The 24,812-nt window shown below is 70.3% G+C and carries 22 protein-coding genes and 1 riboswitch; of the genes, 12 read left to right on the top strand and 10 right to left on the bottom strand.

Translation table 11 applies throughout. The features are described 5' to 3' along the window. The first annotated feature begins 29 nt into the window (after nucleotides 1–29). Nucleotides 30–542, top strand: coding sequence for a Crp/Fnr family transcriptional regulator (locus BLR05_RS13850; RefSeq protein ID WP_092835145.1), 513 nt, complete (start codon nucleotides 30–32; stop codon nucleotides 540–542). Nucleotides 543–660: 118 nt separating this feature from the next. Beyond that, nucleotides 661–1,596, top strand: a complete 936-nt coding sequence (locus BLR05_RS13845; RefSeq protein ID WP_092835143.1) for a hypothetical protein — start codon at nucleotides 661–663, stop codon at nucleotides 1,594–1,596. A gap of 40 nt (nucleotides 1,597–1,636) precedes the next feature. Here the strand turns inward: BLR05_RS13845 and BLR05_RS13840 are convergent, their stop codons facing one another. The 3 genes from BLR05_RS13840 to BLR05_RS13830 form a co-directional block, all read right to left on the bottom strand. Beyond that, complete coding sequence (locus BLR05_RS13840; RefSeq protein ID WP_225979035.1) at nucleotides 1,637–4,351, bottom strand: PepSY domain-containing protein; 2,715 nt, start codon at nucleotides 4,349–4,351, stop codon at nucleotides 1,637–1,639. A gap of 126 nt (nucleotides 4,352–4,477) precedes the next feature. Beyond that, nucleotides 4,478–5,032 (bottom strand): adenine phosphoribosyltransferase, encoded by a 555-nt coding sequence (locus BLR05_RS13835; RefSeq protein WP_011797784.1) that lies wholly within the window; start codon nucleotides 5,030–5,032, stop codon nucleotides 4,478–4,480. 109 nt (nucleotides 5,033–5,141) lie between these two features. Beyond that, nucleotides 5,142–7,127 carry a monovalent cation:proton antiporter family protein gene (locus tag BLR05_RS13830; protein ID WP_092835141.1) on the bottom strand — a complete coding sequence of 662 codons (1,986 nt, stop codon included), beginning with the start codon at nucleotides 7,125–7,127 and terminating at the stop codon, nucleotides 5,142–5,144. Nucleotides 7,128–7,263: 136 nt separating this feature from the next. Here BLR05_RS13830 and BLR05_RS13825 point away from each other — a divergent pair, with 136 nt between their 5' ends. The 4 genes from BLR05_RS13825 to BLR05_RS13810 are packed head-to-tail and all read left to right on the top strand — an operon-like array spanning nucleotide 7,264 to nucleotide 10,340. Then, a complete protein-coding gene (locus tag BLR05_RS13825; RefSeq protein ID WP_092835139.1) occupies nucleotides 7,264–8,283 on the top strand; it encodes a KpsF/GutQ family sugar-phosphate isomerase in 1,020 nt (339 codons plus the stop codon). Next, the gene (locus BLR05_RS13820) at nucleotides 8,283–8,897 is read left to right on the top strand and encodes a KdsC family phosphatase (protein WP_092835137.1); all 615 of its coding nucleotides are present in this window, start codon (nucleotides 8,283–8,285) and stop codon (nucleotides 8,895–8,897) included. Before BLR05_RS13825 ends, BLR05_RS13820 begins: the two co-directional genes overlap by 1 nt. Further along, nucleotides 8,894–9,511 carry an LPS export ABC transporter periplasmic protein LptC gene (lptC, locus tag BLR05_RS13815; RefSeq protein WP_092835135.1) on the top strand — a complete coding sequence of 206 codons (618 nt, stop codon included), beginning with the start codon at nucleotides 8,894–8,896 and terminating at the stop codon, nucleotides 9,509–9,511. The genes BLR05_RS13820 and lptC overlap by 4 nt, the downstream gene beginning before the upstream one ends. Before the next feature lie 34 nt (nucleotides 9,512–9,545). Further along, nucleotides 9,546–10,340, top strand: coding sequence for an SDR family oxidoreductase (locus BLR05_RS13810; protein ID WP_092835134.1), 795 nt, complete (start codon nucleotides 9,546–9,548; stop codon nucleotides 10,338–10,340). A gap of 152 nt (nucleotides 10,341–10,492) precedes the next feature. Here BLR05_RS13810 and rbp (BLR05_RS13805) read toward each other — a convergent pair whose 3' ends face one another. Both rbp (BLR05_RS13805) and rbp (BLR05_RS13800) read right to left on the bottom strand, forming a co-directional pair. Further along, entirely contained in the window at nucleotides 10,493–11,020 is a 528-nt protein-coding gene (rbp, locus tag BLR05_RS13805) for an RNA-binding regulator (protein WP_092835132.1), read from the bottom strand. 264 nt (nucleotides 11,021–11,284) lie between these two features. Then, nucleotides 11,285–11,659 (bottom strand): RNA-binding regulator, encoded by a 375-nt coding sequence (gene rbp / locus BLR05_RS13800; protein WP_092835130.1) that lies wholly within the window; start codon nucleotides 11,657–11,659, stop codon nucleotides 11,285–11,287. Between the two features lie 257 nt (nucleotides 11,660–11,916). After that, nucleotides 11,917–12,116, top strand: a riboswitch (yybP-ykoY riboswitch). Nucleotides 12,117–12,122: 6 nt separating this feature from the next. Here rbp (BLR05_RS13800) and BLR05_RS13795 point away from each other — a divergent pair. The 4 genes from BLR05_RS13795 (at nucleotide 12,123) to BLR05_RS13780 (ending at nucleotide 15,780) form a co-directional block, all read left to right on the top strand. Beyond that, the gene (locus BLR05_RS13795; protein ID WP_092835128.1) at nucleotides 12,123–12,701 is read left to right on the top strand and encodes a TMEM165/GDT1 family protein; all 579 of its coding nucleotides are present in this window, start codon (nucleotides 12,123–12,125) and stop codon (nucleotides 12,699–12,701) included. 122 nt (nucleotides 12,702–12,823) lie between these two features. Further along, a complete protein-coding gene (gene metX / locus BLR05_RS13790) occupies nucleotides 12,824–13,954 on the top strand; it encodes a homoserine O-succinyltransferase MetX (RefSeq protein ID WP_092835126.1) in 1,131 nt (376 codons plus the stop codon). Next, entirely contained in the window at nucleotides 13,951–14,535 is a 585-nt protein-coding gene (gene metW, locus BLR05_RS13785) for a methionine biosynthesis protein MetW (RefSeq protein ID WP_092835124.1), read from the top strand. The genes metX and metW overlap by 4 nt, the downstream gene beginning before the upstream one ends. 45 nt (nucleotides 14,536–14,580) lie before the next feature. Then, a complete protein-coding gene (locus BLR05_RS13780; protein ID WP_092835122.1) occupies nucleotides 14,581–15,780 on the top strand; it encodes a GGDEF domain-containing protein in 1,200 nt (399 codons plus the stop codon). Nucleotides 15,781–15,825: 45 nt separating this feature from the next. On the opposite strand, the gene eutC is transcribed toward BLR05_RS13780, so the two are convergent. Genes eutC through eat form a run of 3 tightly spaced genes read right to left on the bottom strand, consistent with a single transcriptional unit; the run spans nucleotide 15,826 to nucleotide 19,540 of the window. Then, the gene (eutC, locus tag BLR05_RS13775; protein WP_092835120.1) at nucleotides 15,826–16,695 is read right to left on the bottom strand and encodes an ethanolamine ammonia-lyase subunit EutC; all 870 of its coding nucleotides are present in this window, start codon (nucleotides 16,693–16,695) and stop codon (nucleotides 15,826–15,828) included. 32 nt (nucleotides 16,696–16,727) lie between these two features. Beyond that, nucleotides 16,728–18,116 (bottom strand): ethanolamine ammonia-lyase subunit EutB, encoded by a 1,389-nt coding sequence (locus tag BLR05_RS13770; RefSeq protein WP_092835118.1) that lies wholly within the window; start codon nucleotides 18,114–18,116, stop codon nucleotides 16,728–16,730. A gap of 11 nt (nucleotides 18,117–18,127) precedes the next feature. Next, complete coding sequence (eat, locus tag BLR05_RS13765) at nucleotides 18,128–19,540, bottom strand: ethanolamine permease (protein WP_092835116.1); 1,413 nt, start codon at nucleotides 19,538–19,540, stop codon at nucleotides 18,128–18,130. Between the two features lie 207 nt (nucleotides 19,541–19,747). Between eat and BLR05_RS13760 the strand changes: the two genes are divergently transcribed. After that, on the top strand, nucleotides 19,748–20,785 hold the full coding sequence (locus BLR05_RS13760; RefSeq protein WP_092835114.1) for a helix-turn-helix domain-containing protein: 1,038 nt from the start codon (nucleotides 19,748–19,750) through the stop codon (nucleotides 20,783–20,785). A gap of 48 nt (nucleotides 20,786–20,833) precedes the next feature. Then, the gene (locus BLR05_RS13755) at nucleotides 20,834–22,312 is read left to right on the top strand and encodes a M20 family metallopeptidase (RefSeq protein WP_092835112.1); all 1,479 of its coding nucleotides are present in this window, start codon (nucleotides 20,834–20,836) and stop codon (nucleotides 22,310–22,312) included. A gap of 3 nt (nucleotides 22,313–22,315) precedes the next feature. On the opposite strand, the gene BLR05_RS13750 is transcribed toward BLR05_RS13755, so the two are convergent. Both BLR05_RS13750 and BLR05_RS13745 read right to left on the bottom strand, forming a co-directional pair. Next, nucleotides 22,316–23,500 carry an MFS transporter gene (locus tag BLR05_RS13750; RefSeq protein WP_092835110.1) on the bottom strand — a complete coding sequence of 395 codons (1,185 nt, stop codon included), beginning with the start codon at nucleotides 23,498–23,500 and terminating at the stop codon, nucleotides 22,316–22,318. Beyond that, complete coding sequence (locus BLR05_RS13745) at nucleotides 23,497–24,708, bottom strand: GGDEF domain-containing protein (protein ID WP_092835108.1); 1,212 nt, start codon at nucleotides 24,706–24,708, stop codon at nucleotides 23,497–23,499. The genes BLR05_RS13750 and BLR05_RS13745 overlap by 4 nt, the downstream gene beginning before the upstream one ends. Nucleotides 24,709–24,812: the final 104 nt, after the last annotated feature.

Below are 24,812 nucleotides of genomic sequence, written 5' to 3'. Positions count from 1 at the left end.
GAGGCCCGGGGGGATACCGTCCCGCCACCATGAATGCCGTGCTGTCCTCCACCCCTCCCGCTTCCTCGACCGTGCTCCAGGCCGATCTCGGCGGCCTCGTGCAGGCCGTTTCCCAGTCCACGGCGGAGGATGGGCTGCACAACCCGTTCACGCCGGAACAGTGGGACCTGCTGGCCGGCTACCTGCTGCCCATGCAGGTGGAGGCGGGCCACACGCTCTTCACCCAGGGGGTGCAGGACCGGACGCTGTATTTCATCGAGAGCGGCAACTGCAGCGTGCACTACGAGGACGAGAAGGGGCGCCTGCGCCTGGCCATCGTGGGTGCCGGGTCCGTGGTGGGCGAGGGGGCCTTCTTCTCGCACCGGCCCCGCAGCGCCACGGTGCAGGCGGGTTCGCCGAGCAGGCTGTGGACGCTCACGGCACTGCGGTTTTCCGAGCTGTCCAACCGGCAGCCGGCCGTGGCCCTGGCGCTCGCGATGGCGGCGGGCTCGGTGCTGTCCCGGCGCCTGGGCAACCGGCGCCGCCGTGTTGCGGCAACCTGACATCCGTTCGCCGGGACGATGACCGTGCCGCCAGGTTCCCTCACGGGAGTCTGGCGGGCCGCGGAGCCGCAGCTACACTGGCTGCCATCTGCCGCATCCTCGCTAGAAGGCCCTCCGCATGTCCCTGTTCAGCTGGTTTTCCCGCAAAAAGCCCTCTTCCCGGCCACGCCCTGCGGTGGAGCCGGCCGGGCTGCTGAACGCGGATGCCACGGTCCCGCTCATGCCGGGGCGCAACGGGCGGCCGGCCGTGCCGCCGGCACCAGCCGACCACGCCGCCAACCGCAAGAACGAGCGCATGGAGCGGCGCGAGCTGCTCTATACGGTGGTGCGCGATGCCATGGTGCGCGCCAGCGTGCTGTCGGCGGGCTACAAGTTCAAGGTGCTGTCGCTCGACCAGCGGGGCCGGCAGTTCCTGGTGATGATCGACCTGGGACGCGAATACGGCGGAGAGACCGCGCGCCTGAGCGAGATCGAGGCCCTGATCGCGCAGACCGCGAAGTCGCGTTTCGACATCCTCGTCACGGCTGTCTATTGGCGCATCAACGACCACGTGGCGGTGGGGGTGCCGGGGCAGGGCGCGCCGCATCCCTCCCTTGCGCCGGCGCATGCAGGCTCCGCCCCGGGGCACGCGCATCCGAAGCAGGGCCCGGCCCCGGCGCCCCTGCTGCCGCCCCGCACCGTGCCCACCCCGGTCCACGCTCCCGTGCCAAAGCCTGGGGCCGCCGAACCGGTGTCGCTGCTGGCTCCGCGCGAGATACCTCCTTCGCTGGCACCGTCCGTGCCGGTGGAGGGCGCCCGGCCGGGTGCAGTGCCCGGCAAGGGCTACGAACCGATCGATGCGGACGAAGTCGCGGCCTTCCGGCGTGCGCTGGGCAGCGCCGCGGCCACGGGCCGTGCGCAGCCTGCGGCGGCCAGCGTGCCGGGCACCACGGTGCGGTCCGGGCCGCTGCTGCCGCCCGCGCCTTCGGCACCGGGCTTCGAGGACACCGAGATGCCTGGCCATGACCGGGCGGCTCCGGACCTGAGCAACACCCAGTACGGCGAGTTGCGCTGAAGAGCGCGGCTGCCGGGGAGCGGGCCTGCGCCGCCGCCCGTCAATAGACGTCGCGCCGGTAGCGGCCGGCGTCGATGAGCGCGTCCATGCCTTCGGCGCCCAGCGCTTCGGAGAGCACATGGTCCACGCCGGAGCCCATGCCTTCGGCGCTGCCGCACACGAACACCACGGCCCCATCGTCCAGCCACCGGCGCAGTTCCGGCATGGCCGCCCGCAGGGCATCCTGCACATAGCGGTGCGGGGCATCGGCGTCGCGGGAAAACACCCGGTCCAGGCGCGGCAGGCAGCCCCGGTCCTGCCAGAGCGCGATTTCCTCGGCGCACAGGGTGTCGGTCGCGCGCTGCCGCTCGCCGAAGAGCAGCCAGTTGCGCTGCTGCCCGTCGCGCACGCGGGCGCGCAGCAGTGACCGCAGGCCCGCCAGCCCGGAGCCGTTGCCGATGAAGAGGCAGGGGCGTCCTTCGGTGCCTTCGAGGCCGAAGCACGGGTTGTCGGCGAAGCGCAGCGCCTGGATGCTGCCCAGCGGCGCATGTGCGGTCAGCCAGCCGGACGCGATGCCCAGGCCCTGCGCATGCCGCTCCTGGCGCACCAGCAGCTGCAGCGCGCCGTCTTCGGGCAGGGACGCGATGGAATAGGTGCGGGGCGCCAGGGGAACCAGCGCATCCGCGCAGGCCTGCGGATGGAGGCGTTCCGGTAGCGGCAGGGCGGGGAGGACGCTGCGCGCCAGCATGTCGGCCAGCGGCCCGGGCGCGCCACCGGCCTGCACCGGGGCCTGGCCGTCGAGGTCTGCCTCGTGCAGCCAGCGCTCGACCGCATCCGCGGGCTGGCGAGGCAGCAGGTCCACGAGCGCCCCGGCCGGCCAGTGGAGCGGGGTGCCGGCCAACGCGGGCTTCAGCATGATCTCCACCAGAGGGTTGCCCAGGCTGCCAGGATTGAGCGTTTCACGGCTTTCGAGCCGCCAGGCCTCCAGGTCCGCCGGGAGCGGCGGGGCCTGCAGGGCGGGGGCGTCGGCGGTCCAGGTCTGCGCGCCGTCCAGTGCCGTGAGCGCTTCGCGCCAGCGGGCCAGGGCGCCGGCGTCGCCGCCGTCCACCTCGATCAGCGGGAACAGGGGCTGCGCGCCCCAGCGGCGCAGCTCCCCGTCCAGGGCATGGCCGAATCCGCAGAAGTGCGCGTAGTGCCGGTCGCCGAGCGCCAGCAGCGCATAGCGCACGGATGCGAGCGGATGGGCGCCCTGCGATGGTCCACGCTGCAGGAGGCGCATGAAGCGCCGCGCCGTGTCCGGCGGCTCGCCTTCGCCGAAACTGCTGGCCACGACCAGGATGCGCGCATGGCCCGCGAGGTCTTCCGGTGCGAGATGCTGCAGCGCGCGGACCTGGGAGGGCAGTCCGGACTGGTGCAGGGCCGCTGCCGTCTGCTGGGCGATGCGCTCGGCCGTTCCCGACTGGCTGGCGTAGGCCACCAGGACGGTGTCCGCCGCGTTCGAGGAGCCGCTGGCGGTGAGGGGCCCGGCGGGCACCGCCACGGCCTGCCGGGCGGCCTCGGCCTCCCTGCGCTGGCGGCGCCGGCCGAGGTAGAGCATCCAGCCCGTCACGGCGAAAAGCGGCAGGGCCAGGGCCGCAGCGGTGACCGCGATGCGGCCGGGCAGGCCGAAGTACGTGCCCATGTGCAGCGGGTAGAAGGTGGAGAGCGCGCGCACCGCGGCACTGCGCTGGCCGTAGCGGTCGTCCGTGGCGACCGCGCCGGTCGCCGTGTCGATCACCATGCGGTGGCGGGCACGGTCGTGCGGCGCGTTCCGGTCCAGCCAGAGGATCTGCAGGGGCTGGTCCGCACGCTGGGGCATCCGCAACACGACCGTCTGCCAGTCCGGCGCCCGCTGCGCGAACGCACGCCAGGCAGGGGCGAGATCCATGGGGCGGGCCGGGTCTGCCGATGCCTTGGTGGCGCGCGATGAGGCGGCCATGGCCTGGCGGGGCGCGCGCGCCTGTCCGGCCCAGGCGTCCACGGTATCGCGGACGGTGTCGAAGGCCCAGTACAGCCCGGTGGCGGTGAGCCCCACATAGACGGCCAGAACCCAGGTACCGGCCACCGCGTGCAGGCTCCAGAGGAAGGGGCGGCCCTTGCGGTGCGTGTCGAGCGCGAACCAGGTGCGCCAGCGCAGCGGGTGGCGGGGCCAGCGCAGGTACAGCCCGGACAGCGACAGGCCCAGCAGGCACAGTGCCAGCACGCCGGAGGCCACGCGGCCCGGCTCGCGCGGCAGCAACAGCCAGCGGTGCAGGGCTTCCACCCATTCGAAGAAGTCGTCCCCGCGCAGTGCGGGCTGCGCGGCGCCGGTGTAGGGATGCAGGTATTGCGTATCGCCGCGGTGCTCGCCGGGCAGGGCGGCGAAGCCGACCCGTGCAGCCACGCCCGGAGTGGATTGCACGGTAAGCACATTCACGCGGCGCCCGGCTGCGCCGTCGCGGGACAGGGCTTCCAGCAACTGGGGCGGCGCCAGCGCCGGGCCGGCCTGGGGCGCGACATGGCGCACGCCCGGGTTGAACAGGTCGAGGATTTCCTCGCGGAAGGCCAGCAGTGCGCCCGACAGGCCAATCACCACGAGCAGGGTGCCGGCCGTGATGCCGACGAACCAGTGCAGCTGGACGATGGCGGCCCGCAGCCCGGGCCATGCGAATGTCCTGCGCCGACGGTCCGGCGCGGCCGGGGTGGAGGGAGGCATGCGGACGGGCGCTGCATGCGGGTGCGCGGGATCGAGGGCCATGGGGTGGAGGGCGGAAAGCACGGCCGGCCCGGCGGAGAGCACCGCCTGGCTGCTGCCATGAGAATGATTGTCATTCTATCGCCAGGGCATGCAGGGCCCTCCCGGGCCGCCCCGGCGCCAGCCGCTTCAGTGCCCTGCGAAGTCCACCAGGGTGTAGAGCGGCAGCCCGGATTCGCGCAGACGCGAGGAGCCGCCCAGCTCGGGCAGATCGACGATGGCGGCGCCTTCGGTCACCGTGGCGCCCAGCCGCTCCAGCAGCCTGCGCCCGGCCATCATGGTGCCGCCCGTGGCGATGAGGTCGTCGATCAGCAGCACCCGGTCGCCGGGTTTCACCGCGTCGGCATGCAGCTCGACCGTGGCGCTGCCGTATTCCAGCTCGTAGGTTTCCTCGACCGTGGTGAACGGCAGCTTGCCCTTTTTGCGGATGGGCACGAAGCCGACATTCAATTCGTAGGCCACGACGGCGCCGAGGATGAAGCCGCGCGCATCCAGGCCCGCGACCACGTCGGGACGCAGGGCCCGGTCCATGTAGCGGTGCACGAAGGCATCGATGAGCACGCGGAACACTTTCGGGTCCTGCAGCAGCGGGGTGATGTCGCGGAACTGCACGCCCGCCGCGGGCCAGTCGGGCACGGTGCGGATGTACTGGCGGAGGTACTCGTTGACGCTGAGGTCTTGCATGGCGGGGTGGAAAAAGGGACGGACCGCGGTGCGCGCGGCAGGAAAAGGGCGGCAGTTTAGAGCCTGCCGCTGCGCCGGGCGTTCCCTGCCGTGCCGGCGCAGGTGGCCGTCAGCCGCGCAGCAGCGCGTCTTCCGCCAGCGCCAGGGCCGTGGGGTGACCGGAGATCACCAGCGTATCGCCCTCGGAGAGCACGCTGTCGTCGGTGGGGGTGGAGCTGCGCCCGTCCTTGTGGCGCAGGTTGACCGCCCGCACGCCCATGGCGTGCAGCGGCAGCTCCGACAGCGGCCGTCCCACGGTGCCGGCGCCGGGCGGCAGGGTGACCGTGGCAAGGCGCTCCTGGTCGCGCTCCGAAACCGTGTCGTCGTCGGCGCCGTGGAAGTAGCCTCGCAGCAGGTTGTAGCGGGCTTCGCGCTGGTCCTGCACCAGCCGCAGCACCCGCCGCATGGGCACGCCCACCAGGGCCAGAGCATGGCCCGCGAGCATGAGCGAGCCTTCGATGGCCTCGGGCACGACCTCGGTGGCGCCGGCCGCCTGCAGCTTGTCGAGGTGCAGGTCGTCCTGCGTGCGGACCACCACGGGCACCTGGGGTGCGTGCGAGCGGGTGTTGGCCAGCACCTTGAGGGTGGCGGGAATGTCGAGGTAGGTCACCGCCACGGCGCTGGCCCGCACCAGACCGGCGGCCATCAGCGCCTGCAGCCGCGTGGCGTCGCCATACACCACGGAGTCGCCGGCGGCGGCGGCCTGCCGGACGCGGTCGGGGTCAAGGTCCAGCGCCATGTAGGGGATGTGCTCGCGCTCCAGCATGCGGGCCAGGTTCTGGCCGCAGCGGCCGTAGCCGCAGATGAGCACGTGGCCGCTGGTGTTGATCGCCTTGCGCGCGATGGAGGTCATCTGCAGCGACTGCTGCAGCCAGTCGCTGGCGACCAGCTTCATCACGATCGGGTTGCTGTACTGGATCAGGAAAGGCGTGGCCAGCATGGACAGCACCATCGCGGCCAGCACCGGGTTCATGAGCGCCGGCTCGACCAGGCCGTGCTCCTGCGTGAGGGACAGCAGCACGAATCCGAACTCGCCGGCCTGCGCGAGGTAGAGGCCGGTGCGCAGCGACACGCCGGTGGTCGCGCCCATGCCGCGCGCCAGCAGCAGGATGACGCCGGCCTTGAGCAGCAGCGGCACGGTCAGCAGCACGAAGACCAGCGCCCAGCGCTCCAGCAGGATGTGCCAGTCGAGCATCATGCCCACGGTGATGAAGAAGAGCCCGAGGAGCACATCGTGGAAGGGGCGGATGTCCGTGCCCACCTGGTGCCGGTATTCCGTCTCGGATACCAGCACGCCCGCGATGAAGGCGCCCAGCGCCAGGGAAAGCCCGGCCGCTTCGGTCAGCCAGGCGAGGCCCAGCGTGACGAGCAGCAGGTTCAGCATGAACAGCTCGTCGCTCTTGCGCCGCGCCACCAGGGTGAGCCACCAGCGCATCACGCGCTGTCCGCCCACGAGCAGGACGCCCACCAGCACGGTGGCCTTCAGCAGGGCGAGACCGAGCGCCACCAGCAGCCGCTCGGGGGAGGAGCCCAGCGCCGGGATGAGCACCAGCAGGGGCACCACCGCCAGATCCTGGAACAGCAGCACGCCCAGCACGCGGCGGCCATGCTCGCTCTCCAGTTCGGCGCGCTCGCTCATCAGCTTGACCACGATAGCCGTGCTGCTCATGACCAGGGTGCCGCCGAGCGCCAGCGCGGTCTGCCAGCCCATGCGCCACAGCCCGCCCACGAAGTGCGACAGCAGCAGCATGCCCACCATGCCGGCGGTGAGGGTGATCGCCACCTGCAGCAGTCCCAGCCCGAACACGAACTGCCGCATGGCGCGGAGCTTGGACAGGCTGAACTCCAGGCCGATGGAGAACATGAGGAACACCACCCCGAATTCCCCCAGGTGGCGCACCCCCTCGGAATTCTGGGTGAGCGCGAACGCATGGGGGCCGATCAGGATGCCGGCGGCCAGGTAGCCGAGCATCGGCGGCAGCTTGAGGCTGCGGCAGGCGACCACGCCCAGCACGGCGGCCAGCAGGTACAGCAGCGTCAGGGCAAGGGAAGACATGCCCGATGCTAGCCGAGCCCGTGCGGCTTTTCGTGTGTTTTCCTGCAGGCTGCTCCTGCGCCACCGTGATGCGTGCCACGTGGGGCTTTCGGTCCAGCGGGCTCACGGGCTCGGGGCCGCCGCATAGAATCCGCGGATGCTCTCCGCCCCCCCCGCGCAGGGGCCGGCCCTGCCGCCCGCGCCTTTCTCCGCCGAACGGGCCGTGCGCCTGGCCCGCGAAACCTTCGATACCGAGGCCGCCGCCCTCTCGGCGCTCGCCGCCCGCGTGGGCGATGCCTTTGCCGACGTGGTGCGCCGCGTGCTGGCCACTTCCGGTCGCGTGGTGGTCATGGGCATGGGCAAGAGCGGCCACGTGGGTCGCAAGATCGCGGCGACGCTGGCATCCACCGGCACGCCGGCCTTCTTCGTGCATCCGGCAGAGGCCAGCCATGGCGACCTCGGCATGGTGACGCCCGGCGACCTGGTGCTGGCCATCTCCAACAGCGGCGAAAGCGGCGAGCTGACCGTGCTGCTGCCGGTACTCCGGCGCCTGGGCGTGCCGTTGGTGGCGATGACGGGCGGACTGGAGTCCACCCTGGCCCGCCATGCCGACCTGGTACTCGATTGCGGCGTGGAGCGCGAAGCCTGTCCGCTCAACCTGGCTCCCACGACCAGCACCACGGCCCAGCTGGCCATGGGCGACGCCCTGGCGGTGGCGCTGCTGGACGCCCGGGGCTTCCGCTCCGAGGATTTCGCGCGCTCCCATCCTGGCGGCGCGCTGGGCCGCAAGCTGCTCACGCACGTGAGCGACGTCATGCGCTCGGGCACCGACGTGCCGCGCGTGCTGCCGGAGGCCTCGTTCAGCGAACTGATGCGCGAGATGAGCGCCAAGCGGCTCGGCGCGTCGGCCATCACGGATGCACAGGGCCGCATCCTGGGCATGTTCACCGATGGCGACCTGCGCCGCCGCATCGAGGCGGGCGCGGACCTGCGCAGCGTCACGGCCGGCGAGGTAATGCATGCCGGGCCGCGCACCATCGCCCCCGACGCGCTCGCGGCGGATGCGGCCGAGATGATGGAGCGCCATGCCATCACCAGCGTGCTCGTCGCCTCGGACGGCGGCGTGCTGGCGGGCGTGGTCCATATCGGCGACCTCATGCGGGCGAAGGTCATCTGATGGACGGCCGGATCGCTTCCACGGCCCCGGTGGGCGGCCCCGTGCCGGACACGGCCGCGCTGCCGGCCCTGCGGCCCGTGCTGCAGTTCGACCCTGCGCTGCTGCTGCGCGCGCAGGATGTGCGCGTCGCCTTCTTCGACGTCGATGGCGTGCTCACCGACGGCGGGCTCTACATCTCCGAAGCGGGCGAGACCCTCAAGCGCTTCCACACCCTGGACGGGCACGGCCTCAAGCTGCTCCAGAAGGCCGGCATCGTGCCGGCCGTGGTGACGGGACGGGATTCGCCCGCGCTGCGCCTGCGGCTGCAGGCGCTGGGCGTGGTGCATGCCCGCTTCGGCACCGAGGACAAGCGCCCTGCCGCCGAGGCCATCCTGGCGGAACTGGGGCTGGGCTGGCACCAGGCCGCGGCGATCGGCGACGACTGGCCCGACCTGCCCGTGATGCGGCGCTGTGCGCTGGCCTGCGCGCCGTTCCACGCTCACGCAGAAGCGCGTGCGGTGGCACACCATGTCACGGCAGCCCCCGGCGGCGGCGGCGCTGCGCGCGAGTTCTGCGACCTGCTGCTGGTGGCCAGCGGCCGCTATGCGGCCCTGCTGGAGGCGCACGCCGCATGATGGGCCGCCTGCGCCAGGCATGGGACCGCATATCCCTCTACCTGCCCGTAGTGCTCATGGGTTTGATGGCCCTGGGTACCTGGTGGCTGGTGCGCAATGCCCCCAAGCCGGTGCGCCCCACGCAGGCTGTGGCGCCCACGCACGAGCCCGACTACTTCATGCGAGACTTCTCGGTCAAGAACTTCGATGCGAACGGCCGGCTGCAGAGCGAGATCCGCGGCGACGTTGCGCGGCACTATCCGGACACCGACACGCTGGAAATCGACAATGCCCACATGCGCTCCGTGGCACTGGACGGCCGCGTGACCGTGGCCACGGCGAAGCGGGCGCTCACCAACGCCGACGCGTCCGAAGTGCAGCTCTTCGGCAATGCCGTCGTCACGCGCGAACCGCTCACCCGGCCGGGCCGCGAGCCCCTGCCGCGGCTGCAGTTCCGCGGGGAGTTCCTGCATGCCTGGCTCAACAGCGAGCGCGTCCGCTCGAACCAGCCGGTGACGCTGGTCCGTGGTTCGGACCAGTTCACCGCGGACAACATGGATTACGACAACCTGGACCAGATCATGCAGCTGCGCGGCCGGGTGCGCGGGACGCTTATCCCCCCGCCGGCACGCTGAGATCGCGGCCAGCTTTCCATCCCCAGAGGCCTCCATGCACCCTCGTCCCCTGGCCTTCATCACCGGCGCCTCCAGCGGTATCGGACAGGCTCTGGCGCTGCGCTACCGGCAGGCCGGGTTCCGCCTGGCGCTGGTCGCCCGGCGCACCGCGGAGATCCAGGCCTGGGCGGCTGCCAGCGGGCTCGGGCCGGACGATTTCCGCGTTTATGGCGCCGACGTGGCGCAGGCCGACAGCATCATCGCGGCCGGCAGGGCCTGCATCGCGGAGCTGGGCCTGCCCGACGTGGTGATCGCGAATGCCGGGATCAGCGTGGGCATGGACACTGCGCAGCGCGAGGATCTCGACGTCATGGCGCAGACCTTCGCGACCAACAACCTCGGCATGGCAGCCACCTTCCATCCGTTCGTGTCCGGCATGGCGGAGCGCGGCAGCGGCACGTTGGTGGGCATCGGCAGTGTGGCGGGCATCCGCGGGCTGCCCGGGCACGGCGCCTATTGCTCGAGCAAGGCCGCGGTGATCAGCTACTGCGAGAGCCTGCGGGGCGAGTTGCGGGCCAGCGGCGTGCGGGTGGTCACCCTGTGCCCCGGGTACATCGACACGCCGCTCACCCGCCAGAACCGTTATGCCATGCCGTTCCTCATGCAGCCCGGGGACTTTGCGGACAAGGCGTATGCGGCCGTCGCGGCGGGCGCGCGCTACCGTGTGATCCCCTGGCAGATGGGCGTGGTGGCCAAGCTGTTGCGCCTGCTGCCCGACAGCTTGTTCGACCGGCTGCTGGCCGGACGGCCGCGCAAGCACCGGCGCGGCGGGGCCGGACCGGCCTCGTGATCGCCTGACGGCACCCCCGGAAGGCCTTGCCGCATGGCGGTGCGCACGCGCAGGGCTTCCGGAAAAAAGAAAAGGCCCCTGGAAGGGGCCTTGTAAACCTTGGAGTGGTTGGCTGGCACGGACACCCGCGAAGGGGTGTGCCGGCACGGGGCTCAATAGCCGCCGTTGTTGCCGCCGCCGTAGCCGCCGCGGCCACCACCTCCGCCGCCACCGCCATTGCGTGCACCGGAGCCATACGGGCTGCGGAAGCCGCCATCGCCGCGGCCGCCGTAGCCGCCGCCGCTGTCGCCGCCACGGCCACCGCCGTACCCGCCGCCACCTTCACCACGGCCACCACCACCATAGCCACCGCCACCACCGCTGCGGCCACCGCCGTACCCGCCGCCACCACCGCCGCCGCCGAAGCCGCCACCGCTACGGGGCGGGCGGGGCTCCATGGGGCGCGCTTCGTTCACCACGATGCTGCGGCCGCCCAGGGCCTGGCCGTTCATGCCACTGATGGCAGCCTGCGCTTCGGCGTCGCTGCCCATCTCGACAAAGCCGAAGCCTTTGGAGCGGCCGGTGTCGCGTTCCATCATGACCTTGGCGCTGGTCACGGCGCCGAACTGGCCGAACGCCTGCTCGAGATCGTTGTCGCGCACGGAGTACGGCAGGTTGCTGACGTACAGTTTGTTGCCCATCACGGGACTCCTCAAAAACACATATAAAAAGCGATGGAGTCCCGAAAACGCAGCCGGTCGGTCACTAAGAGCCCCTATGCGCGAAACTGACGGATCCCCGCAATGCAACGCGAAAAAAGCATTTTTCGCCGAAGCATTATGGGCCATAAAGCCCCGAAAAGATCAAGCCCTACCACACTCTTCCTGCACCTGCGCATCCATAAAAAAAGGGCCCCGGAGAGGCCCTTTTTTGTATCCGTTTGCAACCCGAGGGTTGTGGGTGGATCAGTAGCCGCGGCCACCGCCGTAGCCACCGCCATTGCCGCCACCGTAGCCGCCGCCACCGCTGCGGCCACCGCCGAAGCCGCCGCCATTGCCGCCACCGAAGCCACCGCTGCGGGGGGGACGGGGTTCCATCGGACGGGCTTCGTTGACCACGAGATCGCGGCCGCCGAAGTTCTGGCCGTGCGCGCCTTCGATGGCGGCCTGGGCCTCGGCATCGCTGCCCATCTCGACGAAGCCGAAGCCCTTGGAACGACCGGTGTCGCGTTCCATCATGACCTTGGCGCTGTTGACGGTGCCGTACTGGCTGAACGTCTGTTGCAGATCGTCGTCGCGGAAGGAATAGGGCAGGTTGCCCACGTAGAGTTTGTTGCCCATGAAGGACTCCTTAAAGAAACATGAAAACGCGATGGAGCCCGACGCAACCAGCAAACCTGTGACGAATTTCAGAGACGCGAAACCGACCAATCACCGCAATTTGCTTCCTGCAAGCAGAAAGACCGAACCATTATCAACCAATTGTTCTGATCCGGCACGCGGAAATTAGCGCGCTTGCAACGTTCGTGATGGGTATTTACCCGAACTTTGCGCCCATTGATGGGCTGCGTACCTTCCGGAGCGGCCGCCCTGGCTGCACTACAATCGCCGCAGTCTCTGGGGAGTAGCCCGCCCGGCGCCATGCGCGCACGGGGGCATGCGTCAACAAACTTGGGCCCTCGCGGCCCATGGCGCAGGCGGTTCAGCCGGACTGGGCGAGACCATTGACTGTGCACCGATCCCAAAGGCCGGAGTCGGGGCGCAGTCAATGCTGTCCACGTATCCGGCCGGATAACCCCACCCCATGGAAGCCTTCCTCGTATCCACGTCCATCGTCGCGCTCGCGGAGATGGGCGACAAGACCCAGCTCCTCTCCCTCGTCCTGGCGGCCCGCTTCCGCAAGCCCTGGCCCATCGTGCTCGGCATCCTGGTGGCCACCACCGCCAACCACGCGCTTGCCGGCGCCGTGGGCGCCTGGGTGACCACCGTCATCGGTCCTCAGGTGCTGCGCTGGATCCTCGGCCTGTCGTTCATCGCCATGGCGGTGTGGATGCTCATCCCCGACAAGCTGGACGACGACGAGACGGGGAAAACGCCGCGCTTCGGCGTGTTCGGCACCACGCTGGTGGCCTTCTTTCTCGCCGAGATGGGCGACAAGACGCAGGTCGCCACCGTCATGCTGGCCGCCCAGTACAGCGCCTATTTCTGGGTGGTGGCGGGCACGACGCTGGGCATGATGCTCGCCAACGCGCCGGTGGTCTGGCTGGGCGAGCGCATCACGCGGCGCGTGCCGATCCGCGCGGTGCACGTGGTGTCGGCCATCATTTTCGTGGTGCTGGGGCTCGTCGCGCTGCTCGCACCGGTCCCCGGTCCTTTGGCATAATTGCCCCACACGCGCCGATTTGCCACCGCTTGCGGGCGCTTTATAAATCCAGCTAAAGACCCGACCGTTGGTGCAGTGCGACGACCCGGCCTCGTTTTTAGCGATGCCGGGTTTTTTCATCCATGTCGTTCATCGCCACACCGCAATCCATGCATTTCGCGGACCCGCTGCCCCTGCAGGGCGGCGCATCGATCCGCGACTACACGCTGGCCTACGAAACCTACGGCACCCTGAACGCCGACCGCTCCAACGCGGTGCTGGTGTGCCATGCCCTGAATGCCTCGCACCACGTGGCGGGTGTGTACGAGGGGCAGCCCCGCAGCGAGGGGTGGTGGGACAACATGATCGGGCCGGGCAAGCCGGTGGACACGGACCGCTTCTTCGTGATCGGCATCAACAACCTAGGTTCGTGCTTCGGATCCACCGGGCCCATGCACCCGCATCCCGACACCGGCGAGGTGTACGGGGCCGACTTTCCCGTCGTGACGGTGGAGGACTGGGTGCACGCCCAGGCGCGGCTGCTGGACCGGCTGGGCGTGCAGCAGCTCGCCGCCGTGCTGGGCGGCAGCCTGGGCGGCATGCAGGCGCTGTCGTGGACGCTGCAGTACCCCGAGCGCATGCGCCATGCCGTCGTGGTGGCGAGCGCGCCCAACCTCACCGCGGAGAACATCGCGTTCAACGAGGTGGCGCGCCGCGCGATCGTCACCGACCCGGACTTCCACGGCGGCCATTTCTACCGCCATGGCACCATCCCGAAGCGGGGGCTGCGCATCGCGCGGATGATCGGCCACATCACGTACCTGTCGGACGACGTGATGAACGAGAAGTTCGGGCGGCAGCTGCGAGAAGGACTGGCGCCCAGATACAGCACGCAGGACATCGAGTTCCAGATCGAGAGCTACCTGCGCTACCAGGGCGACAAGTTCAGCGACTACTTCGACGCCAACACCTACCTGCTCATCACGCGGGCGCTGGATTATTTCGACCCGGCGCTCGCCTTCGGCGGCAACCTCACGCGAGCGCTCGCGCGCGCCCGGGCAAGGTTCCTGCTGGTGAGCTTCACCACCGACTGGCGCTTCTCGCCCGCGCGCAGCCGGGAAATCGTCAAGGCCCTGCTGGAAAACCGGCGCGACGTGAGCTACGCCGAGATCGACGCGCCCCACGGCCACGATGCGTTCCTGCTCGACGACGCGCGCTACATGGGCTTGATGCGTTCCTATTTCGACGGCATTGCCAGGGAGACCGCCGCATGAGCGAACCATCCACCATGCACGCGATCGCGCGCCTCGTGCCCCATGGCGCACGCGTGCTCGACCTGGGCTGCGGCGACGGAGCGCTGCTCGACATGCTGCAGCGCGAGCGCGGCTGCACTGGCTACGGCGTCGAGATCGACGACGCGAACGTTCTGGCCTGCGTGCGCCGCGGGGTGAACGTGGTGCAGCTCAACCTGGACGAGGGACTCGCGATGTTCGGCGACAACTCGTTCGATGTGGTCCTGCAGATCGACACGCTGCAGCACCTGCGCAATGCGGAGGTGATGCTGCGCGAGACGGCGCGGGTGGGAAGGGCGGGCATCGTCGCGTTCCCGAATTTCGCGCACTGGCCCAACCGGCTGTCGGTGCTGCGCGGGCGCATGCCCGTCACGCGCCGCCTGCCCTACCAGTGGTACGACACGCCGAACATCCGCGTCGGCACGTTCAAGGATTTCGAGGTGCTTGCGCACAAGAACCGGCTGCGCGTCCTCGATGCGTTCGGCCTGCAGAAGGGGCGGGAGGTGCGCCTGCTGCCCAACGCCATGGCCGGCACGGCCGTGTTCCATTTCGAACACGATTGAGGCGCTGCAGCGCTCTGCACGACCGTTCTTTTTCCGTTCCACGCCATGTCCGAGTCCCTGCTGCACCTGCCGACCATGCTGGTGATGACCGTCGTGGGATCGCTGGTGATGGCGGCCGGGCTGCTGCTGGTGGGCGCCCGCCGCCGACGGGAGGGCCTCGGCCTGTGGGCGGCCGCGCTGCTGATGCAGTCGCTTGCGTATGTGCTGCTCGCGCTGCGCGGCCGGATTCCCGACGTGCTGTCGATCGTGGTGGCCAACGGGCTGCTCGCCGGGGTGTTCGCGAGCCTGCTGGCGGCGGTGTACCAGTTCCTGCGGCGGCCGGTGCCGTGGCTGCACACCGTGCCGCCGGTCCTCCTGACGGTTGCCCTGTTCGTGGTGTTCCTGGGGGACTACACGGCCCGGCTGGTACTGGCGGGCATCATTTACCCGGCCCAGCTGGGACTGGTGCTGTGGACGCTCGGCCGGCACCCTTCGGAAGGCTACGGTGCGCGCATGGTGGCCGCGGGCATCTGGATGCAGGCCGCCGTGCTGGTGGTGCGGGCGCTGGCAGCGATCATGGGGCACATGCCGACTTCCGGCCTGCTGGAGGCGAATTTCTGGCAGCACGCGACCTTCCTCGCCACCTTCATCACGGTCCAGGCGTCGTCCTTCGGTTTCATTTTCATGGCCAGGGACCGCGCCGACGCCGTCAACGAGCGCATGGCCGCACGGGATCCGCTGACGGACGTGCCCAACCGCCGGGCGACCATCGCGTCGCTGGACCGCGGCGTGGCGCAGGCCGTGCGGGGAGGCGAGCCGCTGTCGGTAATGATGCTGGACATCGATCACTTCAAGCGCATCAACGACGGCCTGGGCCACTTGGTGGGCGACCAGGTGCTGTGCGGCGTCGTGGATGTGCTGGGCGAGCGGCTGCGATCGCAGGACCTCATCGGCCGCTATGGCGGCGAGGAGTTCCTGGTGCTGCTGCCGCGGACTGCGCTGGCCGGTGCCCGGGTGCTGGCGGACGAACTGCGGGCCGCGGTGGAGCAGGCGCACTTCGAATTCGTCGGCCGCACGGTGCCCGTCACCCTCAGCATCGGCGTGGCCGGTGGAGTGCTCCGGCCCGGCGACCGCTGGGACGGGCTGGTCGCGGCCGCGGACGAGGCCATGTACCGCGCCAAGCGTGCGGGCCGCAACCAGGTGGCCACGGCGGAGGTGCCCCGGCCTGCTGCGGAAGGGCCGGGCGCGAGCCCCCGTTCCGGATGATGGTGGGCGGGACGTCCGCCCCGGGCGCCCGTGCTGCCCGCCGCTTCAGGCATCTCCCAGCCGCGTCGTCGCCCGCGGTGCCTGCAAGGCCCACTCGGCATCGCTGTCGTCCTTGAGCGCCACGCCCGTGACACCCAGCCGCCGGGCCTGGCGCATCAGCCAGGCCAGCTTGAAGGCGGCCGCGGCGTAGCTCAGGCCCTCGGCCCGCACGTTGGAGATGCAGTTGCGCTCCGCGTCGCTGCGCCCTCTCCGGGGTGCGTGCGTGAGGTAGATGCCCAGGCTGTCGGGCGAGCTCAGGCCCGGCCGCTCGCCGATCAGCATGGCACTCAGGCTGGCTCCCAGCAGTTCGCCCACCTCGTCGGCCACCGCCACGCGGGCCTGTCGCAGCACCACGACCGGCGCCATGGTGGCATCCGGCGGCAGCAACGGTGCCAGCGCCTGCAGGAGCGGCACCGCATGGCGCTGCACGGCGAGCGACGAAAGGCCGTCGCCGACCACCACGCACAGCGTGGGCTTCAGTGCTCCGGCCTGCGCGGCATGCGCCTGCAGCGCCATGGCGTCTTCCGGGTGCAGCTGGCGGCCCAGGTCGGGGCGGCGCAGGTAGGTGGCGCGGTCCTCGGCACGGCTGCGGGCCTGCAGCACTTCGTGGCCGGCGTCGCGCAACGCGGCGGCCAGGGACTCGGCGTCCAGCGGCGCATGGATGGCATCGCGGGCCATGGCGTGCGCCCAGCCGAAGCGCAGGGCCTCGTCGGTGGGGATCGCCACGCCGGCGCGGCCCAGGGCAATGCGTGCGGGCGTGGCCTGGCGCCAGCTGTGCCAGGGCATGGCGGTGACGGAGGGCGGCGTTCCGGTGGCCGCCGGCATGGGCGCTGGCGCTGCGCCGGCAGTCCGGTCGTCGCGGGAGGAGGCCTCCATGTCGATCCGTCGGGGCGGGGCGGTCGGCATGTTCAGTGGACCTGTGTGCCCAGCACGTGTGCCAGCGCCAGTGGAGCGGCCCCGTCGCGCAGACGGCCCCGGGCCGTGGTCAGGCCCTGGCGCTGCAGCCATCCCTCGAATTCGGGTGCGCGCTGCAGGCCGAGCGTGTCGCGCAGGAAGAGCGCGTCGTGGAACGAGGTGCTCTGGTAGTTGAGCATGATGTCGTCCGCCCCCGGCACGCCGATGAGGAAGTTGAGCCCGGCGGTAGCCAGCAGCACCAGCAGCGTGTCCATGTCGTCCTGGTCGGCCTCGGCATGGTTGGTGTAGCAGATGTCGCAGCCCATGGGCAGGCCCATCAGCTTGCCGCAGAAGTGGTCCTCCAGGCCGGCGCGGATGATCTGCTTGCCGTCGTAGAGGTATTCGGGGCCGATGAAGCCCACCACCGTGTTCACCAGCAGCGGACGGTAGCGGCGCGCCAGCGCGTAGGCGCGCACCTCGCAGGTCTGCTGGTCCACGCCATGGTGGCCGCCGGCCGAGAGGGCGCTGCCCTGGCCGGTCTCGAAATACATGACGTTGTCGCCCACGGTGCCGCGCCGCAATTGCAGGGCGGCGTCGTAGGCCTCGTCGAGCACGGCGATGCTCACGCCGAAGCCGCTGTTGGTCTTCTCGGTGCCACCGATGGACTGGAACACCAGGTCCACCGGTACGCCCGCATTCATGAGCTGCAGCGTGTTGGTGACGTGGGTCAGCACGCAGGCCTGGGTGGGGATCTCCAGGCCCTGGATCAGCGTGTCGAACATGCGGCACAGGCCCTCCAGCGTGGCCATGCTGTCGGACACCGGGTTGATGCCGATCACCGCATCGCCTGCCCCCATCATGAGGCCGTCCAGCACCGAGGCGGCCACGCCGCGCAGGTCGTCGGTGGGGTGGTTGGGCTGCAGCCGAACGCCGAGGCGGCCGGCCAGGCCCAGCGTGTTGCGGAAACGCGTGACCACGCGGCACTTGCGCGCCACCGCGATCAGGTCCTGGTTGCGCATGATCTTGCTCACGGCCGACACCATCTCGGGCGTGAGCCCGGGCGCCAGAGCCGCCAGCACCTCGGGCGTGGCCTCGTCGCCCAGCAGCCAGTTGCGCCAGTCGCCCACCGTCATGTGGCGGATGGGGGCGAAGGCGGCGGCATCGTGGCCGTCGATGACCAGGCGGGTGATGGCGTCTTCCTCGTAGGGCACCAATGCCTCGTTCAGGAAGGTGGCGAGCGGCAGCTCGGCCAGCACGTGGCGCGCCGCCATGCGCTGCTGCGCGGTGGCCGCGCCCACGCCGGCCAGGTAGTCGCCCGAGCGCGCCGGGCTGGCGTGGGCCATCACCTGGCGCAGGTCGTCGAAGGCATGGCCCTGGCCGCCCAGGGTGGCGTGGTAGCGCATGGCGGAGTCCCTTATTTACCGGAGGATGCATCCAGCAGCGCGTCGGGCGCGGCCTGCGCGCGGCGGCTGGCAGTGCCAGCGTAATACAACCACGACAGCGCCATCAGCGCGAGAAACACCCCTGCCAGCACGGTGTTGAACCACACCATGGCGATCAGGCACACCACGCCCAGGGCCAGCGCCAGCACGGGGAAGAAGGGGTAGAGCGGCGCGCGGTAGGGGCGGTGCATGCCGGGCTCGGTGCGGCGCAGGCGCAGCAGCGCGGCCATGGAGACGATGTACATCACGATGGCGCCGAAGACCGCCATGGTCACGATGTTCGCGGTGAGCGTCTGGCCACCGAACTGGATCCACTCGTCGCTGAAGATCGCGGCCACGCCCACGGCACCGCCGGCCAGCAGCGCGCGGTGCGGTGTCTTGAAGCGGGGGCTGAGTTCGGCAAAGGCGCGGGGCAGGTAGCCCGCGCGGGCCAGCGCATAGATCTGGCGCGAGTAGCCCATGATGATGCCGTGGAAAGAGGCCACCAGCCCGAAGAGGCCGATCCACACCATCATGTGCAGCCAGCCGCTGTGGGCGCCCAGCAGGGCCTTCATGGCCTGGGGCAGCGGGTCGTTGATGTTGGAAAGCGTGCGCCAGTCGGTCACGCCGCCGGCCATGACCATCACGCCGAAGGCCAGCGCCACCAGCGTCAGGATGCCGGCGATGTAGGCGCGTGGAATGGTGCGCTGCGGGTCGCGCGCTTCCTCGGCGGCCATGGCCGCGCCTTCGATCGCCAGGAAGAACCAGATCGCGAACGGGATGGATGCGAAGATGCCCGCCACGGTGGCGCTGCTGAAGGTGTCGCTGCCGGCCCAGCCCAGGTGGGCGAACCGGGCCCACGACCAGCCGGGGCTGACCACGCCCATGAACACCAGCAGCTCGAAGATGGCCAGCAGCGTGACGATCAGCTCGAAGGTGGCCGCGATGCCCACGCCCACCCAGTTCAGGCCGATGAACACCGCATAGGCGCCCAGCGCGATGGTCTTGGCATTGATGGCCGGGAACTGCACGTTCAGGTAGGCGCCGATGGCCAGCGCGATGGCCGGCGGCGCGAAGACGAACTCCACCAGCGTGGCGTATCCCGCCACGAAGCCGCCCGCCGGACCGAATGCGCGCCGCGCATAGGCGAAGGGGCCGCCCGCGTGCGGGATGGCGGTGGTGAGTTCGGTGAAGCTGAAGATGAAGCTGGTGTACATGGCGGCCACGAGCACGGTGGCGACCAGGAAGCCCAGCGTGCCGGCGGTGGCCCAGCCGTAGCTCCAGCCGAAGTATTCGCCGGAGATCACCAGTCCGACGGCGATGCCCCAGAGCTGGAAGGTGCCCAGCACCTTCTTCAGGTGCGGTGCGTGGGCCGGATCGGAAGGAGTGGAGGCGGAGGTGTGCATGGAGTGCCTTGCTGCGTTCGGAAAGCCGGTGGACGACGTGCCGCCATTGCACCCATTCCGGGCCGCCGGCGTCTATCCGGATTCGGAAAAACCGGGCCGTGCCGGATTTTTTTTCCGGCCCGGGATAGCGGTGTCGGGGTTTTCTCGCGGGGTCTGGCGCTTTTCTTGCATCACATTCCCTACTCCACCGCCCGAACGCTCCACGACATGGCTGCCGCGCTTCCTTCCCGCACTGCCCTGGTGCCTTCCGCGGGGGCAGGCGCACTGCGCTGGCGGGTCCGCGCCAGCGAGGACGTGGACGAGCATGCCGACCAGCTCTCGGACTGGTCGCAGCAGTACGACCAGCTGCGTGGCGGCCGGTTCGCCGGCCGGGTGCGCGAGCTGTGGATGCGCGGCCCGCGCCTGCAGGTCTTCCACGAGTACACCTCCCTGCCCACCAGCCAGCAGTGCGCGCCCTGGCGGGGCTCGGTGTGGTTCGGGGTGCCCGACGCCCGCTGCGCACGGCCCCTGCATTTCTGCGGAGGCGAGCGGCGCACCGATGCACAGCGCTTCGTTCTGCGCGCCCGGGCCAGCGACGGCTTCACGCTGCGCACCCCGGAGGATTTCGGGATCTACGGCGTGGTCATGGACCAGGAATGGCTGCGCGCCGAGGCCGATGCCATGGGCCTGCGCGGCGCGTCCCTCCTGCTGTCCGGCCCGGCGCATGCCGTGCCCGTGAATGCTGCGGCGCATGCCGCGCTGTGCGCCACCTTCGAATCGCTGCTGCGCATCGCCGAGGCGGCCCCGCAGCCGGCGGACACCGCCCGGCACCAGGCGCTGGCGCGGCGCCTGCTGCGCCAGTTGTGCAGCGATCCTGCCGCAGAGACACCCGTCGCGGCACCTTCGCAAGGCGCTGCCCAGCGCCGTTTCGCGCTGGTGATGGCGGCGCGTGCGTGGGCCGGCCAGCCGTGCTGCGGCGACGCCCGGGACGTGGACGCCCTGTGCCGGCACCTGCACGTGACCCGGCGCACGCTGCAGAACCACTTCCACGCCGTGCTGGGACAGTCGCCTGCCGAGTTCCTGAAGGCGGTGCGCCTGAACGCCTGCCGCCGCACTCTGCGCTCGGCCGCGCCGGGCGAGACGGTGCAGGAACTCGCCGAGCGCTGGGGGTTCTTCCACATGGGCCATTTCTCCCAGGACTACAAGACCCTCTTCGGGGAGGCACCTTCGCAGACCCTGCGCCGGCGCTCCCTGCAGGCCCTGTAGCACAATCATCGGCTCGTCGCGGCACGTTCCGCGCAGCAGGAGAGCCCCATGAACGCCCGTGTACCCGCCACCGCCTTCCAGCCCGACCAGGCCCTGTCCCAGCTCAGCCAGCGCTGGGACGGCGACATCCTGCGCCAGTTGACCGAATACATCGCCATTCCCGCCAAATCGCCCGGCTTCGCGCCCGACTGGGAGCAGCAGGGCCTGCTCGACCGCGTGCTGCGCAATGCCGCGGAGTGGGTGGAAGCCCAGAAGGTCCCCGGCCTGCGCCTGGATATCCTGCGCATGCCCGGCCGCACGCCGGTGCTGTTCTTCGAGGTGGAGGCCACGCGCCCAGCCTCGCAGCAGACAGTGCTGATGTATGGCCACCTCGACAAGCAGCCCGAGTTCGACGGCTGGCGCAAGGACCTGGGCCCGTGGTCCCCGAAATACGAGGAGGGAAAGCTCTACGGCCGCGGCGGGGCGGACGACGGCTACGCCGTCTATGCCAGCATCGCCGCCGTGCAGGAGATCCAGCGCCAGGGCGTGCCGCATCCGCGCATCGTGGGGCTGATCGAAACCTGCGAGGAGAGCGGTTCGCGCGACCTGCTGCCCTACATCGACCTGCTGCGCCCGCGCCTGGGCGACGTGGCCCTCGTGATCTGCCTGGACTCCGGCGCGGGCAACTACGACCAGCTCTGGCTTACCACCAGCCTGCGCGGCATGGTGAGCGGCACGCTCAAGGTGCAGATCCTGACCGAGGGCGTGCACTCGGGCGATGCCTCGGGCCTGGTGCCTTCGTCGTTCCGCATCATGCGGCAGGTGCTCGACCGGCTGGAGGACAGCGCCACCGGCCGGCTGCTGCCTGCCAGCTTCCATTGCGAGGTGCCGCCCGACCGCCTGGCGCAGGCGCGCGCCACGGCGGCGATCCTCGGTGACGAGGTCACGAAGCGTTTCCCCTGGGCCCACTACGACTGCGGCGGCTCCACCGCTTTCGCGCTGCCGACCACCACCGATCCGGTGCAGGCGCTCATCAACCGCACCTGGACGCCGACGCTCAGCGTCACCGGCGCGGAAGGGCTGCCTGCGCTGCAGGATGCAGGCAACGTACTGCGCCCCTATACCGCCTTCAAGCTCAGCCTGCGCCTGCCGCCCGTGGTGGATGCCGCCGAAAGCGTGCAGAAGCTCAAGGCGCTGCTGGAGGACAACGCGCCTTACCAGGCCCGCGTGACCTTCGAGCCGGGCAGCGCCGCCAGCGGCTGGAACGCGCCGGCCATCACGCCGTGGTTCGAGAACGCCCTCAACGCCGCGAGCCAGGCGCACTTCGGCGCGCCCTGCGGCTACATCGGCCAGGGCGGGACGATCCCGCTCATGAACATGCTCAGCCAGGGCTTCCCCACGGCGCAGATGATGGTCTGCGGGGTGCTCGGCCCCAAGAGCAATGCGCACGGCCCGAACGAGTTCCTGCACGTTCCCTACGCGAAGAAGCTCACGGCCGCCGTGGCGCAGGTGGTGGTCAGCCTGCCGGAGCCTGGGGCGGAGGGTTGAGCGTTACAGCTGGCGCTGCCGTTGCCGCAGTACCAGCCACGCGAGCCCTGCGCCGGTGAGCCCGATGGGCAGCAGGGAGCCGTAGTTCAGCAGCGTCCAGCCCTGGGTGGTGACCAGGGCCCCCGATGCAAAGGACGTCAGCGCCATGGTAGCGAAGACGCCGAAATTGATTGCGGCCTGGGCCCGGTCCTTCTCCTCGGGCCGGTAGGCGCGCATCGCCAGCGCGGTGCTGCCCGTGAAGAGGAAGTTCCAGCCGACGCCCAGCAGGAAGAGGGCGGCCACGAAATGCGCCAGCTCCACGCCGGAGAGCGCGATCGCCACGCAGGCGGCATTGAGCGCCACGCCGGCCGCCATGACGCGCAGCACGCCGAAGCGCCGGATCAGGTGGCCCGTGAAAAAGCCCGGGGCGAACATGCCGATCACATGCCATTCGAGCACGAAGGCCGCGTCACCAAAGGCATGCCCGCACACCTGCATGGCCAGCGGCGTGGCTGCCATCAGCAGGTTCATCACCCCGTAGCCCAGCGCCGCTCCCAGCATCGCGACCGCGAACACCGGATCGCGCAGCAACTGCGCCACCGAGCGGCCCGTGGCAGCGGCCGCGGCCGATGCCGGTGGAACGGCCGGAAAGCGGATGCCCGCCATGCAGGCCATGGACACCAGGGCGACCGCGAACAGCGCCAGGTAGGCCCCGGTGAACGGAACGGAGACCAGGTCGCGCGTGTGGTTGGCCAGGTTGGGGCCGGCCACCGCGCCCAGCAGGCCGCCGGCCATCACCAGCGACATGGCCGTGTCCCGCTGTGGTGCGGGCGCGATCTCGGCCGCGGCGAAGCGGTAGAGCTGGCCGTTGGCGCTGTAGTACCCCGCCATGACCGTGGCCGCGCACAGCAGCCAGAATGCGTGCATCCACACCGCCAGCGCGCACAGCAGTGCCGATGCCGCCGCCACGGCCAGCCCGATCTGGAAGGATGCCTGCCGTCCCCAGCGCCGCTGGGCGCGGGCCACGGGTCCGGTGGACAGCGCGCCGCCCACCACGTAGCCCATCACCGGAAGGGTGGCCATCCACCCTCGGGGCGCGAGTTGCAGGCCTACCAGTCCGTTGATGGCGATGAAGACGATGTTGTTGGTGAGGAACAGCCCCTGGCAGAGGGCGAGCAGGCCCAGCGGGCGGCGGTGGGAGGAGGTCATGGCCGAATCCTGCACGCTTCCATGGTGTCAGGGTCAAGCGTTTCCTCGACGGCCCGGTTGCGGCCACCCTGCTTGGCTGCGTAGAGCGCCCGGTCGGCGCGCTCCAGTGTTTCCTCGATGGGGTGCCGGGGGCGGTGCAGCGCGAATCCGATGGACACGGTGATGCGCAGATAGACGGCGTTGTCGGCGCGGTCCGCCAGCACCGCGAGTGCCGCCACCGCCTCCCGCACCCGCTCCAGCAGCGCACGGGCGGCATCGGGCGGCGTGTTGCACAGCATGAGCACGAATTCCTCGCCGCCCCACCGGGAAATCACGTCTCCGTCGCGCACGCAGCGCCGGACCGACTGGGCGAATGCCTGCAGCACGCGGTCGCCCGCGGCGTGGCCGTGCGTGTCGTTGACCGCCTTGAAATGGTCCACGTCCAGCAGCGCGATCACGAGCGGAAAGCCCGACCGGGCCACGCGCCGCTGTTCCAGCCGCATCAGCTCCAGCATGTGGCGGCGGTTGAGCAGTCCGGTGAGTTCGTCGTGCGTGGCCAGTTCCCGGATGTGCTCCAGTGCGCGCCCCAGGTCATGCTTCTGGCGGCGCAGTTCTTCGCGCGTGGCCTGCAGGCGCGTGGTGAGGAAGGTGCTGCCCAGCAGCACCACGGCCGTCATGATGCCGTAGGCCACCGACAGGCCGGAAGAGTGGCTCGGCTCGTCGCGCAGTTCCATCGACACTGTGGCCAGGCAGAACGCGGCCATGGCGTAGAGCATCACGCCGAACATCTGGCGCGTGGACAGCCCGAACATGCCGAACATCAGGATCACGGCCAGGATCGGCAGGGCGATGCCGCGGGCCTGGCCGCCGATGGCATAGGCCGCGGCGTTGCAGGCGATGGCATAGACGATCTGCGGCAGTGTCAGGGAGGGGTCCGACCAGCGCTGCGAGATGCCGCTGCGGATCAGGGCGTACACCACCAGCAGGCCGCCGGCCGACAGGGCCGTCCAGATCCGGACCGGCCCCGGCTGCGCCAGTCCAGCGCCCACCGCGATGTGCATCGCCGTGATGCAGCAGGCCATCAGCAGCGCTGCCAGCCCGGCCATGGAAAGCCGGATGCGTTGGCGGGGCTCGGTGGTGAGCAGGGCGTCCAGCAGGCGCGAGCCCAGTGAGGAGCCGCCGGGGTGCGGGGGCCTGGCTGGCACCTGGGACAGGGGCGGCTCTGACACCGGGGTTCTCCTTGAGGGCGTGGACGACGCCGCCAAAGGTTTTTACCCCAGCCACCCCTGTGGGGACAACGCCTGGACTGCCGGTCGAGGGGAAACCCTAGAGT

Source organism: Paracidovorax cattleyae (assembly GCF_900104515.1).
GTDB classification, from domain to species: Bacteria; Pseudomonadota; Gammaproteobacteria; order Burkholderiales; family Burkholderiaceae_C; genus Paracidovorax; species Paracidovorax cattleyae.
This window is presented reverse-complemented; position numbering and strand designations above follow the sequence as displayed.